The following is a 15,732-nucleotide window of genomic DNA, read 5'->3' as shown; positions in this document are numbered from 1 at the left end:
GGTTCGCGCATGGCGTGTTCCACCCCGCTCGGACCGGTGGCGATCCTGGTGCTCGGCCTCCTCCACGAACGTCCGATGCACCCCTACGAGATGGTGCAGACGACTGTCGCGCGCCGCGAGGACCGCCTGGCGAAGTTCCGGGCCGGCACGCTGTACCACGCGGTGGACCGGCTCTTCGAGAACGGACTGATCGAGGTCCACGAGGTCCGTCGCGAGGGCAACCGTCCCGAACGGACCGTGTACGCGATCACCGAGCAGGGTCGGGGAGCGCTCACCGACAATCTCGAACGCATCCTCGAGACGAGACCCGAGGAATACCCCGAGCTGTACCTCGCGCTGTCCGAGGCGCACGGGCTGCCCCGGAACCGGGTCGTCGAACTCCTCGACCGGAGGATCGCGACCATGCGGGCCGACCTCGCCGACGTCGAGGTCGCCGTTGCGGAGATCCGGTCCCGCGGCAAACCGGAGATGTTCTTCCTGGACGAGGGTTGCCGGATCGCGACACTCACCGCCCAGATCGCATGGCTCGACGACCTCGTCGACCGCCTCCGCACGTACCGCATCGCATGGCTCGACGACCCGGATTCGCCGTATCGCGTTCCCGCCGGGCCGAATACCTCTCCGGCTCCGAACACCTCCCCCGACACCGAACGCCTGACACAGAAGGTCGAGTAGAGATGACCCGTTCCACCCCCGCCGCCGGGGTCGCCGGCTCCGAGGTGACGACGAGGCCCTGGGCTGCGCTGATGGCGCTGTGCGTGGGCTTCTTCATGATCCTCGTCGACATGACGATCGTGGCGGTCGCCCAGCCGCGTATCCAGGCCGATCTCGACACCGATGTCAACGGCGTCGTCTGGGTCACCAGTGCCTATCTCCTGACGTATGCGGTGCCGCTGCTCATCACCGGCCGTCTCGGGGACAAGTACGGCCCGAAGACGATGTATCAGCTCGGCCTGATCGTCTTCACCCTCGCGAGCGTGTGGTGCGGCCTGTCGTCGTCGATCGGTGAGCTCATCGCCGCACGCGGCCTGCAGGGCATCGGCGCCGCGCTCATCACCCCGCAGACGATGTCGCTGATCACGCGTATCTTCCCGCCGGAGAAACGCGGTGCGGCCATGGGTGTCTGGGGCACGGTCGCCGGTGTGGCCACTCTGGTGGGCCCGCTGCTCGGCGGCATTCTGACCGACGCTCTCGGCTGGGAATGGATCTTCTTCATCAACCTGCCGGTCGGCATCGCAGGACTGGTGCTCGCCGCGACCCTCGTTCCGAAGGTCGAGACAAAGGACCACCAGTTCGACTGGATCGGCGTGGTCCTGTCGGCGATCGGTCTGTCCGCGCTCGTGTTCGGCATCCAGGAGGGCGAGAGCTTCGACTGGGCGGCGTGGATCTGGGCGCTGATCGTCGGCGGTCTGGTGTTCTTGGCGGTCTTCGTCTGGTGGCAGTCGCGCATCCGCACCGAGCCGCTGCTCCCGCTCTCGCTGTTCCGCGACCGCAATTTCTCGCTGGCCACCGTCGGTATCTCCTCGATGGGTTTCGCGGTGTCGGCCATGATGATCCCGCTGACCTTCTTCCTGCAGCTCGTGGGCGGTATGACACCCACCCGATCGGCGGTCGTGCTGGTCCCGATGGCGATCCTGACCGGTGTCCTCGCGCCGATCGTCGGGCGCATCGTCGACCGCGTGCACCCACGCGCCATCGTCTCCATCGCGTTGCTGCTCAACGCCATCGCGATCGGCTGGCTGGGCGTGGTCGCGCGCCCGGAGACGCCGGTCTGGATGATCATCCTGCCGCTCTGTCTGATGGGTATCGCGTCCGCCGGGATCTGGGCACCGCTGGCGGCCACCGCCACGCGCAACCTGCCGTGGCATCAGGCGGGTGCGGGTGCGGGTGTCTACAACACGCTGCGCGTGATCGGCTCGGTGCTGGGTTCGGCGATGATCGGGGCCCTTCTGCAGTCCCGCCTCGCGGCCGAGTTGCCCGGGATCGACGCCGCCGCGGCGCAGGACAGCACCGGCGCGAACCAGTTGCCGGAGTTTCTCCGTGAGGGCTTCGCCACCGCGATGGGCCAGTCGCTCTACCTGCCGGCGGCCGCGTTGCTGGTCGGTGTCGTGGCGACGTTCTTCTTCGTCCGGCCGGCGCACCAGTTGCCGTCGCGCGCGCCCGCCGGCCCGGCGGATGCCGCGACGGGTAGCGCGACTCACACCGTCCCCGTGACCGGGGCCTGAGCGCGCGTCCCCCGATCTGTCGGGGCCCGACCGTATGGTTTGTCATCATGCGGATCGTGCACACCTCCGACTGGCACCTGGGCCGGACGTTCCACGGTGTCGACCTGCTCGCCGACCAGCGTCGCGCGCTGAGCCACCTCGCCGCGTTGGTGGCGGCCGAATCGGCCGACGTAGTCATCGTCGCCGGTGACGTCTACGACCGCTCGGTGCCCTCGGCAGACGCGGTCCGTGTCTACGACGACGGTCTGGCCGAGATCGCGGCCGCGGGGGCGCAGATCGTCGTGACGTCGGGCAACCACGACTCGGCCACGCGCCTGGGTGCGGGTTCGTCGTTCGCCGCTGCGGGCGGGTTGCACCTGCGGACCTCGATCGACGCGATCGCCGATCCGGTCGTCCTGTCCGACGCGCACGGCGAGGTCGCGGTGTACGGCATCCCATACCTCGAACCCGACACCGCCCGACGCCACCTCGGCGTCGACGAGGTGTGCGGCCACACCGCGGTGCTCGACGCCGCGATGAGCCGCATCCGGGCCGACCTCGAAACCCGACAGTCGCGATCGGTCGTCGTCGCCCATGCCTTCGTCAGCGGCGCGGCGGCCTCCGGATCGGAGCGTTCGATCAGTGTCGGGGGAGTGGAAACCGTTCCCGCCGAGACCTTCTCCGGCGTCGACTACGTCGCCCTCGGTCACCTTCACTCTCCGCAGCGCGTCACCGACACGGTGCGCTACAGCGGCTCGCTGCTGCCGTACTCCTTCGGCGAGCGCACCCACCGCAAGGCGGTCTGGATCATCGAACTCGACGCCGACGGCGTCACCGAGATCCGCCGCAACGAACTACCCGTCGTGCGCCAATTGAGTTCACTGCGTGGAACTCTCGACGAATTGCTGACCGCGGAACAGTTCCTCGCCGTCGAGGACCACTACGTCGAGGCGACGCTGACCGATACGGTGCGTCCGCTCGACGCGATGCGCCGCCTGCGGGAGCGATTCCCGTTCGCGGTGCACGTGCAGTGGGATCGTCCGCACACCGGTTCCGGGGTCGACTATCGCTCGCGGGTCCGCGGCCGGAGCGATGCCGAGATCATCAACTCCTTCGTCGAGGACGTCCGCGACACCCCGACCAAGGGGGAGCGGGTACTCATCGAACGCGCGCTGCGCGCCGTCGTCGGCGAACCCGGGGCGGACGCCGGCGCCAACGGCGAGCTGGCGCTGTTCGCCCTCGACGCGTTCCGGGCGGAGACCGCATGAGCACGGAAACCGTATGAGACTGCACCGGATTCGGATTCGTGCGTTCGGCCCCTTCGCCGACGAGGTCACCGTCGACTTCGACGAGCTCGGCGCGGACGGCCTGTTCCTCCTGCACGGACAGACGGGCGCGGGCAAGACCACGGTCCTCGACGCGGTGGCGTTCGCGTTGTTCGGACGGGTCCCCGGCGCGCGGGACACCAATCGTCGCCTGCACTCGGATCATGCTGCCCCCGAGACGGTTCCGGAGGTCGAACTCGAGGCCACCATCGGTTCCCGCCGGATGCGCATCACCCGCTCGCCCGAACACGAACGCCCCAAGAAGCGCGGCGACGGGAAGCGGAAGATCAATGCCTGCGCGTCGCTGGTCTGGGTGGACGGTTCGGGTCCGGACCTCACCCGTATCCCCGAGATCGGCGAAGCGGTCGTTCGTCTGCTCGGCATGAGTGCCGAGCAGTTCTTCCAGGTCGTGCTGCTGCCGCAGGGCGACTTCGCCCGATTCCTCCGGGCACACTCCGACGAACGGGAGGAGTTGCTGGAGCGGCTCTTCGACACCGAGCGCTTCGGCGACCTCGAGGAGTGGCTCCGCGACCGGGCCCGTGAGAGCGCGGCCACACTGGCCGAGCACGCCGGCACCCTCGACCGCATCGCCGGGCAGATCGTCGCGATCAGCGGCACCCAGGCGCCCGCGGAACCCGACTTCGACTGGGCCCAGGGGTGTCTCGACTCGGCCCGGCAGGCCGCGGAACACGCACTGGCGGAATCGACCGCCGCGCAGGCGGCGGTCGAGCAGGCGGAAGCCGCCCACGAGCACGGCCGGCGCGTCGACGAGTTGCGTCGTCGTGGGCTGCAGGCGCGTGAACGACTCGCCCGGCTCGCCGACGGAGAGACGACGCTGACGGCCGCCGAGCAGTCGCGTCGGCTCGCCCTGCGCGCCGCACCCATCGCGCCGCTCGCCGACGACCACGAGCGCTCTGACGCCGAGGTCGCCGCCGCGTCCGCCGCGGCCGATGGCGCACGCGCGGCCCTCGCCGAACTCGCCGAGGGCCGGGCCCTGTGCGAAACCGACTGTGACGATTCGGCGCTCGTCGCGGCCGTGGACCGCTGGACCGAGGAATCGGGCCGCTGGGAGCCACTCGCGAAACGCGTCGCGGAGCGTCCCCGGCTCGTCGCCGACGTCGACGGACTCGAGAAGACGATCGCGGCCGCGGAAGAGCAGGCCGCGGAGACACGTACACGGCTCGAGTCCGCGCCCGCTCGCCGCGACGAGGCGGTCGCCGCGCTTCGGTCCGCCGACGAGTTGCGTGTCCAGGCGCCGAAGCTGCGTGCCGAACGCGACCACGCCTGGCGGGTCCTCCAGGCCTTCACCGATCGCGACGAGGTGCTCGCGCAACTGGCCGACGCCGAGCAGGACCTCCTCGACGCGCGGGAGAAGCATTCTGCCGCAAGAGAACACCAGCTCGACATCCGCGAACGACGCCTCACCGGGATGGCCGTCGAACTGGCCGGCGCCCTCGTGGACGGGGAGCCGTGTGTCGTCTGCGGCTCGGTGGGGCATCCCGCGCCGGCTGCCGGCGACGCCGACGCCTCCGTGGGAGAGGCCGAAGAGAAGGAAGCTGCGGCCGCCGAGGAACGTGCGAGTGCGATCAAGGCCATCGCGCAGTCCGCGGTAGCCGCACTGCGGGAACGGCAGGCCAATCTCGACGCCGTCATCGCCGGCGCCGAGCGCGCCGCGACCGAGGCCGGTCACGCCCGGCTGGTCGCCGACCTCGCGTCCGCCGAGCGAGCGGCCGCGCGCACGCCCGCTCTGCAGGACGCCGTCGAACGGATCGACGCCGAGATCGCCGACCGGCGCCGGACTCTGGCCGACCACGAGACCGCGCAAGCGGGGCGTCGTGAACGTCTGACGGCTCTGCGCGAGAACCTGAAGGCCCTCGACGCCGAGGTCCAGGAGGCGACCGGCGGGCGGATGGGGATCGCCCAGCGCCGTCGCGAGCTCGCCGAACTCTGTCGCCGCACAAGGACTCTGCGGGAGGCCCGGCGCGAACTCGACCGGGCGCGTGGCCGTCGCACCGAGATCGCCGAGCGGCTCGCCGCCGCCTGTGCGGACGCCGGATTCGTCGGCGCGGACGAGGTGCGGGCTGCCGCCGCGTCGCACACTCAGATCCGTCACTGGGAGAAGCTGCTCGAAGAGGCGGCGGCGATACGCGCCGGCGCCGAGGAGACCCTCGCCGATCCCGACGTATGCGCAGCGCTGGAGGCACCGGAGGTCGACGTCGCCCGTCTCACCGCGGATCTGGTGACCGCACGGGCCCGTCGCGACGATGCCGCCCGCGTGAATGCGGTGGCGGCACAACGCCGTACCGACCTCGAAGAGTATGTGGCGGGATTCTGGGCGGCTCTCGATGCGCTGGCGCCGCTCAAGGCGCGGCATGACGAGTTGCAGGGTCTCGCCGAGCTCGTGAGCGGACGCGGACAGAACTCTCGTCGTATGTCGCTGCGGTCCTATGTGCTGGCCGCGCGGCTCGACGAGGTGCTGGTCGCGGCATCGGGCCGCCTGCGCGAGATGTCTTCAGGGCGATACGAATTCGTCCATTCCGACGCCGCCGGCGTGCGTGGCCGGCGCGGCGGTCTGGGGATCGAGGTACGCGACGAGTACACCGGCGTGCTGCGTGCCACCACCACGCTGTCGGGTGGGGAGACCTTCTTCGCGTCGCTGGCCCTCGCGCTGGGCCTCGCCGACGTCGTGTCGGCCGAATCCGGGGGTCGCGTCCTCGACACGATCTTCATCGACGAGGGTTTCGGCACCCTCGACCCGGAGGCCCTCGACCTCGTCATGGGCGTCCTCGACGACCTCCGCTCCGGCGGGCGGGTCGTCGGCGTCGTCAGCCACGTCGACGAGCTGCGGGCCCGAATCCCGGCCCAACTGCACGTCCTGCGGGGCGAACACGGCTCGACGCTACGGGTGCAGAGTCCACTCGGCGTGTCGTGAGCTGCCCGATTGTGATGTGCCGGTGAGCGTGCGCTAGTCTGGGTTCCGCCCGATGAGCCCCCGTAGCTCAGGGGATAGAGCGTCTGCCTCCGGAGCAGAAGGCCGCAGGTTCGAATCCTGCCGGGGGCACCACAACCGCAAACCCACCACTTTTGGAGAAACCCACCACCCTTCGGGGCGGTGGGTTTCTCCATTCGTGGTGGTTTTGCGATCGGTGGTTTTGCGGATCACACGTACGGCTCGGTGAGCATCTCCAACAGCTGACCCGACGGGTCCTTGAAGTACACGCGGCGTCCCTCCTCGATGGAGATCGCGTCCGGGCGCCGCATCTGCGGATCCGCCCAGTGTTCGACGCCGCGGCGTCGTAGGGCGGCATACCCGCGATCGAACTCGTCGTCGTTCATCAGGAACGCGAGATGGATCGGCTCGTTCACGGGAGCCGGCGCGAACTGCAACAGCGTGTCGTCGTCGAGCAGGATGTTGACGAACGGGCCCCAGTTGGTCGTCGGCCGGGCGCCGAGGACCTCGACATAGAACTGCGCGGAGACGGTCGGTTCGTGGGCACCGATGATGATGTGGTTGAAACTGACTGGCATGGGCGAGACTTTCGCTCCGGCGCCTCCATGCCTGACGCGGTCCGCCACCGGCACGCGACGCTGTGCCAGAAGCTACCACCAAACGAGAATCGCCACCTCCGCTACAGAATCGCCGGCTACAGCTGGCGATTCCGGGCGGAGGTGGCGATTCTCGTCCGGTAGGGGGAGGTCAGTTCATCGGCAGCGGCTGCGCGTTGCGCTCGGCCAGCATGGCCTCGATGATGCCGATCTCTTTGTCCTGCGTGCGCTGCATCGCCGACGCGAGGTCGCGGACGTAGGGCTGCGAGACGTTGGCCGGGTTCGCGGCGTACTCCATCATGTGGAGCCCGCCCTCGTGGTGGCGGAGCATCAGCTGCAGGAAGGTCGTGTCGACCTCGGGCCCGCGCATCGCGCGGAACCGCTCCATCTCCGCCGACGTCGCCATGCCCGGCATGGCCGGCTGCTCGGCGCCGGCGGCCGGGGTGGACTCGTGATCGCCATGGTCCATGTCGCCGTGATCGTCACCGGACGTCTCCGTCGACGATCCGTGGCCCATCCAGCCCATCGCCTCGCCGGGGTTGGTGACGGGTTGACCCCAGCGGGTCAGCCAGGACTGCATCTGCCCGATCTCGTTGCTCTGGGCGGTGAGGATGTCGAAGGCCATGCTCCGCACCTGGGGATCGGTGCCGTGCTCGAGTTCGATCGCGGCCATCTCGACGCCCTGCTCGTGGTGACGCGTCATGTCCTGCGCGAAACCGACCGCGGCCGAGTTCGCCGCGGGGGAGTCCTCGCCGGAGGAGTCGTCGGCCAGGCTCGCCTGGATCAGCAGCCCGAGGCCGACGCCGACGAGCAGCACCGCGACCGCGGCGAGCGCGAGGATGGCCGGACGTCGACGTGACGGGGCGCTGCCGGTGGTCGGCTCGGTGCCCTCAGGTGTCTCGCTCATGTTCGTTTCCCGTCCGATCAGCCCGCGGGCATCGGGTTGTTGCCGCCGCCGTCCATGGGCACGGCGCCGGCGCCGGGCGCGCCCTCGTCGGCCGGCGGGGGATTCGACGGATCGAAGCCCGGGATGGCGGTGCAGGTGGCCTGCGTCTCCGGGTATGCCGCGGTCTGCGGGTTCTCCTGGTAGACGCCGGGCATCATGTTGCGGCGCAGCGAGGTGATGAACTGATCGAGCCGCGGGTCGCTCGCCGAGTCCAGCTTCAGCTGATGCCCCCAGCTCTGCACCGAGACCGGCTTGTCCTGCCCGGGGTAGGGCGACAAGAACAGGTACTGTTCACCGCGCACGAGCCGCTTGAGGTAGTCGACGTCCTCAGGCGAGGCCGTGTCGGGGTTGTAGGTGATCCAGACGGCGCCGTGCTCGAGTGCATGGACGGCGTTCTCCGAGCGCAGCGGGTTCGGGTAGACGACGCCGGTACAGGTGGCCCAGATCTCGTCATGCGGTCCGCCGAAGGGCGGCGACTGGTCGTAGGCGACGCGCTGGGACGCGTTCACGTGCTTGCCGGCCTGGTAGTAGATCTTCGTCACGCCGTCGATGTCCTTCGACGGGTCGGGGTTCTGCGGTGACGGGACGAACTCGGAGACCGACTGGACCGCCACGTCGTCCTTCTCATTGGCGCGCTTGTCGTTGAACTTGGGCACGAGGTAGATCGCGAGCCCCGCGAGGAGGCCGATGACCACGACGACCGCGCCGATCAGCATCCAGTCGACCTGCCGGCCGGTCGCCGTGGGTACGGACCCGGACTTCTTACGAGCCTTGGGGACGTTCGCCCCTGGTTTGCGCGCCATTGACTTCTTTCCTCGTACGACGGGGGTCGCCATGCGCGCGGGCGGTCGTACCCCCCGGCGCGCGCTCGGCGCACACGAGTCTACTGATGGACGGCACCGGCCCCGGGAGGGTGCGATTATCGATGAGCGGCCCTCGGCCAATAGGATGGTGTCCCGTGACTCCCGCCGACCTGGCCGCGCTGCTGCGCGCCGTGACCCTGACCGTGGTCCGTGACCGCGGACTGGACGAGAACCTGGTGCCCGACTTGATCGTCGTCGAGCGCCCCCGTCACGCTGACCACGGCGATTACTCCACCAATGTCGCCCTGCAGCTCGGCAAACGACTCGGTGTGGCGCCCCGTGAGCTGGCCGGATGGCTCGCCGATGCCTTCGCCGGCGCCGAGGGCATCGCCAAGACCGAGGTCGCGGGTCCCGGCTTCGTCAACATCTGGCTCGGTGCAGCCGCCCAGAACACCGTCGTCGCGACCGTGATGGAGCGGGGCGAGAGCTACGGCCGCGGCAAGGAGCTGGCCGGCTCGATCATCAACCTGGAGTTCGTCTCGGCGAACCCGACCGGACCGATCCACCTGGGCGGCACCCGCTGGGCCGCCGTCGGTGACGCACTCGGTCGTGTCCTGGCGGCTCGGGGCGCCGACGTGACGCGCGAGTACTACTTCAACGACCACGGCGCCCAGATCGATCGCTTCGCGCGTTCGCTCGAGGCCGCGGCGCTGGGCGAACCGACCCCGGAGGACGGCTACGCCGGCGACTACATCGCCGACATCGCGGCCAAGGTCACCGAGAAGGTGCCCGACGTGCTGTCGAAGCCCGAGGCCGACCGGGTCGAGACCTTCCGCGCCGTCGGCGTGGACCTGATGTTCGACCACATCAAGCAGAGCCTGCACGACTTCGGCACGGACTTCGACGTCTACACGCACGAGGACAAGATGTTCGCGACGGGTCTCGTCGACGAGTGCATCGAGGAGCTCAAGGGCAACGGCAACCTGTACGAGAGCGACGGCGCCTGGTGGCTGAAGTCCACCGATTTCGGTGACGACAAGGACCGTGTCGTCATCAAGAGCGACGGCAACGCCGCCTACATCGCCGGCGACATCGCCTACTACCGCGACAAGCGCAACCGCGGCTTCAACCTGTGCATCTACATGCTCGGTGCCGACCACCACGGATACATCAGCCGCCTCAAGGCCGCCGCGGCCGCGCTCGGCGACGACCCGGCCACCGTCGAGGTCCTCATCGGCCAGATGGTCAACCTCGTCCGCGACGGCAAGCCGGTGCGCATGTCCAAGCGTGCGGGCACCGTCATCACGCTCGACGACCTCGTCGACGCGGTCGGTGTCGACGGCGCGCGGTACTCGCTGATCCGTTCGTCGGTGGACGTGAACATCGACATCGACCTGGACCTGCTGACCAAACAGTCCAACGACAACCCGGTGTACTACGTGCAGTACGCGCACGCCCGGATGTCGGCGCTGGCGCGCAACGCCGCCGACCTGGGCGTGGTGTCCTCGCTCGACCACCTCGACCTGCTCGACGACCCGGCCGAGGGTGAATTGATCCGTACCATCGGCGATTTCGACGAAGTGGTCGCCACCGCGGCCGCCCTGCGCGAACCGCACCGCGTGTGCCGTTACCTCGAGGTCCTCGCCGGCACCTACCACCGCTTCTACGCCAAGTGCCGCGTCCTGCCCCAGGGCGACGAGGAGGTGGCCGACATCCACCGCGCCCGGCTCGCCCTGTGTGAGGCCACCCGTCAGGTCCTGGCCAACGGTCTCGGGCTCGTCGGCGTCAGTGCTCCGGAGCAGATGTGAGCGCGCACCCGGCCGGACCCCGGCACGCCGAACTGCTGGCCGCGCCGCATCTCGCGCAGCGGCCGAACGATCCGGCCGTCCTCGCCGCCATCCCGCCCCAGGTGTGGCCTCGCAACGCCGCCCGCGACGACTCGGGTGAGCTGCGCATCGCCGGCGTGCCGGTGAGCGAGCTGGCCGCCGAGTTCGGGACGCCGGCGTTCATCGTCGACGAGGCGGACTTCCGGTCCCGGTGCCGCGACATGATGGCGGCGTTCGGCCCCTACGGCCGGGTGCACTACGCGTCGAAGGCCTTCCTGTGCAGCGAGGTGGCCCGTTGGGTCGCCGACGAGGGGTTGTCGCTGGACGTGTGCACCGGCGGCGAACTCGCCATCGCGCTGCGCGCCGGTTTCCCCGCCGAACGAATCGCGTTGCACGGCAACAACAAGAGCCCCGAGGAGCTGGCCGCTGCGGTCGACGCCGGTGTCGGCCACGTGGTGCTCGACTCGATGATCGAGATCGACCGGCTCGATGCCATCTCGGGTGAGCGGGGCACCGTCACCGACGTGCTCGTCCGCGTCACCGTCGGTGTCGAGGCGCACACCCACGAGTTCATCTCGACCGCCCACGAGGACCAGAAGTTCGGCTTCTCCCTCGCCGGCGGCGTCGCGATGGAGGCGATCCGCCGGGTCTTCGCCGCCGACAACCTGCGCCTCGTCGGTCTGCACAGCCACATCGGCTCGCAGATCTTCGACATGGACGGCTTCGAGCTCGCCGCCCATCGCGTCCTCGGGCTGCTGCACGATGTCGTCGACGAGTTCGGCGTCGAGAAGACCTCGCAGATCTCGATCGTGGATCTCGGTGGGGGACTCGGTATCTCGTACCTCGAGGAGGAGCGTCCGCTGCCGGTTCAGGAGGTTGCGGAGACCCTTGCCGACATCGTCCGCCGCGAGTCCGCCGCCGTGGGTCTGCCGATGCCGGTCATCGCCGTCGAACCCGGCCGGGCGATCGCCGGGCCGGGCACCATCACGCTGTATCGGGTGGGCACGGTCAAGGACGTGGAGATCGGCGGCGGCGCGGTGCGCCGCTACATCTCCGTCGACGGCGGCATGAGCGACAACATCCGCACGGTGCTCTACGACGCCGAATACGACGTCCGTCTGGTCTCGCGGGTCTCCGACGCGCGCGCGGTGGTCTGTCGCGTCGTCGGAAAGCACTGTGAGAGTGGCGATATCGTGATCAAGGATTGCTGGCTGCCGGAGGATCTGGGCCCCGGTGACCTCATCGCGGTCGCCGCCACCGGTGCCTACTGTTACTCGATGTCGAGCCGCTACAACATGACCATGCGGCCGCCGGTCGTGGCCGTGTCCGATGGAAAGGCCCGCCTGATGCTGCGGCGCGAGACCATCGAAGACTTCCTCAGCCTGGAGGTGGGCTCGTGACCGGATCTGTCCAGAACGCAAGTGACACAAGCGAGGTGAATGCGGTGCGGCCCATCGGGGTGGCGGTACTCGGAATGGGCAATGTCGGTGCCGAGGTGGTGCGGATCATCACCGAGAACGCCGACGACCTGCGATCGCGCGTGGGCGCGCCCGTGGAGATCCGCGGCGTCGCGGTGCGAGATCTCAACCGGCCGCGCAAGATCGGGCAGGAGTTGCTGACCGACGATCCCGCGGCGCTCGTCGCGCGCGACGACGTCGACATCGTCGTCGAACTCATGGGTGGCATCGACCCGGCCCGCGAGCTGATCCGTTCCGCGCTCCAGAGCGGCAAGTCGGTCGTGACCGCCAACAAGGCGCTGCTCGCCGAGTACACCGGCGAGCTCGCGACCGCGGCCGCCGAGGCGAAGGTCGACCTGTACTTCGAGGCGGCGGTCGCCGGTGCCATCCCGGTCGTCCGCCCGCTCATGCAGTCGCTGGCCGGCGACACGGTGGAGCGCGTCGCCGGGATCGTCAACGGCACCACCAACTTCATCCTCTCGGCGATGGACGAGACCGGCGCCGACTACGCCGATGCGCTCGCCGAGGCCGGTCGTCTCGGATACGCCGAGGCCGATCCGACGGCCGACGTCGAGGGTTACGACGCGGCGGCCAAGGCCGCGATCCTCGCGTCGATCGCCTTCCACACCCGGGTCACCGCTGCCGACGTGCACCGTCAGGGCATCTCCTCGGTCACCGCGGCCGACCTGCTCGCCGCCAAGAAGTTCGACTGCACGATCAAGCTGCTCTCGATCTGCGAGCGCGTCCGCGACATCGATGGCTCGCAGCGGATCTCGGCGCGTGTGTACCCGGCGCTGATCCCGCTGACCCATCCGCTGGCCACTGTCAACGGGGCCTTCAACGCGGTCGTGGTCGAGGCGGAGAACGCCGGCCGGCTGATGTTCTACGGTCAGGGCGCCGGTGGTTCGCCCACCGCCTCGGCCGTGCTCGGTGACATGGTGATGGCGGCGCGCAACCGCGTCCACGGCGGTCGTGGCCCCCTCGAATCGACCTATGCGTCGTTGCCGATCGCACCGATCGACGACGTGTTCACCCGCTACTACATCTCGATGCGCGTGTCCGACCGTCCGGGCGTGCTCGCCCAGGTCGCCGGTGAGTTCACGAAGCGGTCGGTGAGCATTGCCGCCGTGCGCCAGGAAGGCGCAGGTGACGATGCCCGCCTGATCGTGGTGACCCATCGGGCCCCCGACCGCGCGCAGTCGGATTGCGTTGCGGCGCTAGAAGACATGGACGCCGTCATCAAGGTGTCGAGTGTGTTGCGATTGGAAGGTACCGATGACTGAAGCGACTTCTGCGCCCGTGCACCGCGCGTGGCCCGGCCTGATCGAGGCATACCGTTCGCGGCTGCCCGTCGCCGACGACTGGAAGGTCGTCACCCTGCTCGAGGGTGGCACCCCGCTGATCAGCGCCCCGCATCTGTCGTCGCTGACCGGTTGTGAGGTCTATCTCAAGGTCGAGGGTCTCAACCCGACCGGTTCGTTCAAGGACCGCGGCATGACGATGGCCGTGAGCAACGCGGTCAACAACGGCAAGACCGCGGTGCTGTGCGCCTCGACGGGCAACACCTCCGCCTCGGCGGCGGCTTATGCGACCCGCGCCGGGATCACCTGCGCCGTCCTGATCCCGCAGGGCAAGATCGCGATGGGCAAGCTCGCGCAGGCGGTCATGCACGGCGCCAAGATCATCCAGGTGCAGGGCAACTTCGACGACTGCCTCGAGCTCGCGCGCAAGGCCACCGCGGAGTTCGACGAGATCGAGCTCGTGAACTCGGTCAACCCGGCCCGCATCGAGGGGCAGAAGACGGCCGCCTTCGAGATCGTCGACGTCCTCGGTCGCGCACCCGACGTGCACGCGTTGCCGGTCGGCAACGCCGGCAACATCACGGCCTACTGGAAGGGCTACACCGAGTACCACGCCGACGGCGTGTCGTCCTCGCTGCCCCGCATGCTCGGTGTGCAGGCCGCCGGGGCGGCTCCGCTGGTGAACGGCGCTCCCGTCAAGGAGCCGGAGACCATCGCGACCGCGATCCGCATCGGGTCGCCCGCGAGCTGGAACCAGGCCGTCGCGGCCAAGGAGGAGTCGAACGGGCAGTTCCGCGCGGCCACCGACGAGAAGCTGCTCGAGGCCTACCGCCTGATCGCGGGCAAGGAAGGCGTCTTCGTGGAGCCGGCGTCCGCAGCGAGCGTGGCCGGGCTCCTCGCAGCACGCGCCGACGGCTGGATCGAGGCCGGCTCGACCGTGGTGTGCACCGTGACGGGCAACGGCCTCAAGGACCCGGACACGGCTCTGGCCGGCATCCCCGAGGTCGAGGCGATCCCGGTCGATCCGGTGGCAGTGGCGAATGCCCTCGGTGTCGGCTGAGACCGCCGGGGTCGAGGAGATGACGCAGAACGGCGAGATGACCGATCCCGGGGTGGCGACGCGACAGCTACCCGTGGGTCTCTCGACGCGCGTCCGGGTACCGGCGTCGAGTGCCAACCTCGGACCGGGATTCGACTGTCTGGGCATCGCTTTGGGCATCTACGACGAAGTGATCGTGGAAACCGTCGAGGCCGGGGTCGTTCTCGACGTCGAGGGGGAGGGCTCCGCCGACGTCCCCCGCGACGAGTCCCATCTCGTGGTGCGTGCCCTCAATCACGGTCTCGCGCATGCCGGAGTGTCCGCCCCGGGCCTGAAGTTGCGCTGCATCAACCAGATCCCGCATTCGCGGGGCCTCGGTTCCTCGGCCGCGGCCGCGGTCTCCGGCCTCGCCGCCGCGTCCGGCCTGATCTCCGCCGCGGGATTCGGCGTGGGCCTGTCCGCCGACGAACTGGTTCAGTTGTCCAGTGAGTTCGAGGGACACCCCGACAACGCCGCCGCGAGCGTCCTCGGTTCGGCCGTCGTCACCTGGACGGACACCGCCGACGAGGTGAACTCGTATCACGCCCACCGGCTGTCGGTGCACCCCGATGTGTGCGCGACCGTCTTCGTCCCCGACACCGAGTCGTCGACGTCATTCACCCGTGGACTTCTGCCGGACGCGGTGCCGCGCGCCGACGCGGTCTTCAACCTGAGCCGCGCCGCGCTCGCCGTCGTGGCCCTGACCTCGGACCCGCGCAATCTCATGGCCGCCTCCGCCGACCGGTTGCACCAGCCCTATCGTGCGTCGGCGATGGTGCCGACCAGCGACCTCGTCGCCGAACTGCGCGCACGCGGCCACGCCGCGACGGTCTCCGGCGCCGGTCCCACGGTCCTGGTGCTGGGTACGGCGCCGATCCCGGCCGACATCCGGGTACTCGCGCAGGGACTCGGCTTCACCACCCACTCGGTGGCCATCGCCGGCGGCGTGGACATCAGCGCGGGCTGAGGTCGCGGCGCTCATCACACGCCGACGCGTTTCATTCCGGGGACCGAGGGGAATACCTGACGGGCAACGCGCGTTGGGAACGAGGTGTTCAGCGGTGTCTCGCCGAGGACCACAGCCTCCGATTCGGAGCCTCATTTGGCGCTTTCGGCGTGTTGCCCCTATCATGCGAACGGGGTTAACATATTCTGGTCTAGCCGCGCGGGCTTGTCCTGCCGTGCTTCTCATCCATCACCGATCGGTGACGCCGATCGTATCCGGCCGGGGTCGTGGGTCTCTGTC

12 protein-coding genes and 1 tRNA gene are annotated in these 15,732 nt (G+C 69.3%); 10 read left to right on the top strand and 3 right to left on the bottom strand.

Features of this window, described 5'->3' with window-relative positions:
- Positions 1 to 9: 9 nt before the first annotated feature.
- The 5 genes from NWF34_RS16295 to NWF34_RS16275 all read left to right on the top strand — a co-directional run bounded on the left by NWF34_RS16295 (position 10) and on the right by NWF34_RS16275 (position 6,593).
- Positions 10 to 675 (top strand): PadR family transcriptional regulator, encoded by a 666-nt coding sequence (locus NWF34_RS16295; protein ID WP_159405461.1) that lies wholly within the window; start codon positions 10 to 12, stop codon positions 673 to 675.
- A 2-nt stretch (positions 676 to 677) separates the two neighbouring features.
- The gene (locus tag NWF34_RS16290) at positions 678 to 2,225 is read left to right on the top strand and encodes a DHA2 family efflux MFS transporter permease subunit (RefSeq protein WP_159405460.1); all 1,548 of its coding nucleotides are present in this window, start codon (positions 678 to 680) and stop codon (positions 2,223 to 2,225) included.
- A 47-nt stretch (positions 2,226 to 2,272) separates the two neighbouring features.
- The gene (locus NWF34_RS16285; protein ID WP_159405459.1) at positions 2,273 to 3,472 is read left to right on the top strand and encodes an exonuclease SbcCD subunit D; all 1,200 of its coding nucleotides are present in this window, start codon (positions 2,273 to 2,275) and stop codon (positions 3,470 to 3,472) included.
- Positions 3,473 to 3,485: 13 nt separating this feature from the next.
- Complete coding sequence (locus tag NWF34_RS16280; protein ID WP_159405458.1) at positions 3,486 to 6,461, top strand: AAA family ATPase; 2,976 nt, start codon at positions 3,486 to 3,488, stop codon at positions 6,459 to 6,461.
- A 56-nt stretch (positions 6,462 to 6,517) separates the two neighbouring features.
- Positions 6,518 to 6,593: transfer RNA gene (locus NWF34_RS16275), tRNA-Arg, on the top strand.
- A gap of 95 nt (positions 6,594 to 6,688) precedes the next feature.
- Here NWF34_RS16275 and NWF34_RS16270 read toward each other — a convergent pair.
- The 3 genes from NWF34_RS16270 to NWF34_RS16260 form a co-directional block, all read right to left on the bottom strand.
- Positions 6,689 to 7,057, bottom strand: a complete 369-nt coding sequence (locus tag NWF34_RS16270; RefSeq protein WP_024497326.1) for a VOC family protein — start codon at positions 7,055 to 7,057, stop codon at positions 6,689 to 6,691.
- Between the two features lie 169 nt (positions 7,058 to 7,226).
- Positions 7,227 to 7,982, bottom strand: a complete 756-nt coding sequence (locus tag NWF34_RS16265; RefSeq protein ID WP_024497327.1) for a DUF305 domain-containing protein — start codon at positions 7,980 to 7,982, stop codon at positions 7,227 to 7,229.
- A 17-nt stretch (positions 7,983 to 7,999) separates the two neighbouring features.
- Positions 8,000 to 8,824: a DUF3105 domain-containing protein gene (locus NWF34_RS16260; protein ID WP_024497328.1), complete on the bottom strand. Its 825-nt coding sequence runs from the start codon at positions 8,822 to 8,824 to the stop codon at positions 8,000 to 8,002.
- 155 nt (positions 8,825 to 8,979) lie between these two features.
- Between NWF34_RS16260 and argS the strand changes: the two genes are divergently transcribed.
- Genes argS through thrB form a run of 5 tightly spaced genes read left to right on the top strand, consistent with a single transcriptional unit; the run spans position 8,980 to position 15,453 of the window.
- Positions 8,980 to 10,632 (top strand): arginine--tRNA ligase, encoded by a 1,653-nt coding sequence (gene argS / locus NWF34_RS16255; protein WP_024497329.1) that lies wholly within the window; start codon positions 8,980 to 8,982, stop codon positions 10,630 to 10,632.
- The gene (lysA, locus tag NWF34_RS16250) at positions 10,629 to 12,050 is read left to right on the top strand and encodes a diaminopimelate decarboxylase (protein ID WP_024497330.1); all 1,422 of its coding nucleotides are present in this window, start codon (positions 10,629 to 10,631) and stop codon (positions 12,048 to 12,050) included. The genes argS and lysA overlap by 4 nt, the downstream gene beginning before the upstream one ends.
- Entirely contained in the window at positions 12,047 to 13,390 is a 1,344-nt protein-coding gene (locus tag NWF34_RS16245; protein WP_024497331.1) for a homoserine dehydrogenase, read from the top strand. Before lysA ends, NWF34_RS16245 begins: the two co-directional genes overlap by 4 nt.
- Positions 13,383 to 14,468 carry a threonine synthase gene (gene thrC, locus NWF34_RS16240; protein WP_024497332.1) on the top strand — a complete coding sequence of 362 codons (1,086 nt, stop codon included), beginning with the start codon at positions 13,383 to 13,385 and terminating at the stop codon, positions 14,466 to 14,468. Before NWF34_RS16245 ends, thrC begins: the two co-directional genes overlap by 8 nt.
- Positions 14,449 to 15,453 (top strand): homoserine kinase, encoded by a 1,005-nt coding sequence (thrB, locus tag NWF34_RS16235; protein WP_024497333.1) that lies wholly within the window; start codon positions 14,449 to 14,451, stop codon positions 15,451 to 15,453. Before thrC ends, thrB begins: the two co-directional genes overlap by 20 nt.
- Positions 15,454 to 15,732 lie beyond the last annotated feature (279 nt).

Source organism: Gordonia sp. GONU, from assembly GCF_024733855.1.
Taxonomy (GTDB): domain Bacteria; phylum Actinomycetota; class Actinomycetes; order Mycobacteriales; family Mycobacteriaceae; genus Gordonia; species Gordonia amicalis.
This window is presented reverse-complemented; position numbering and strand designations above follow the sequence as displayed.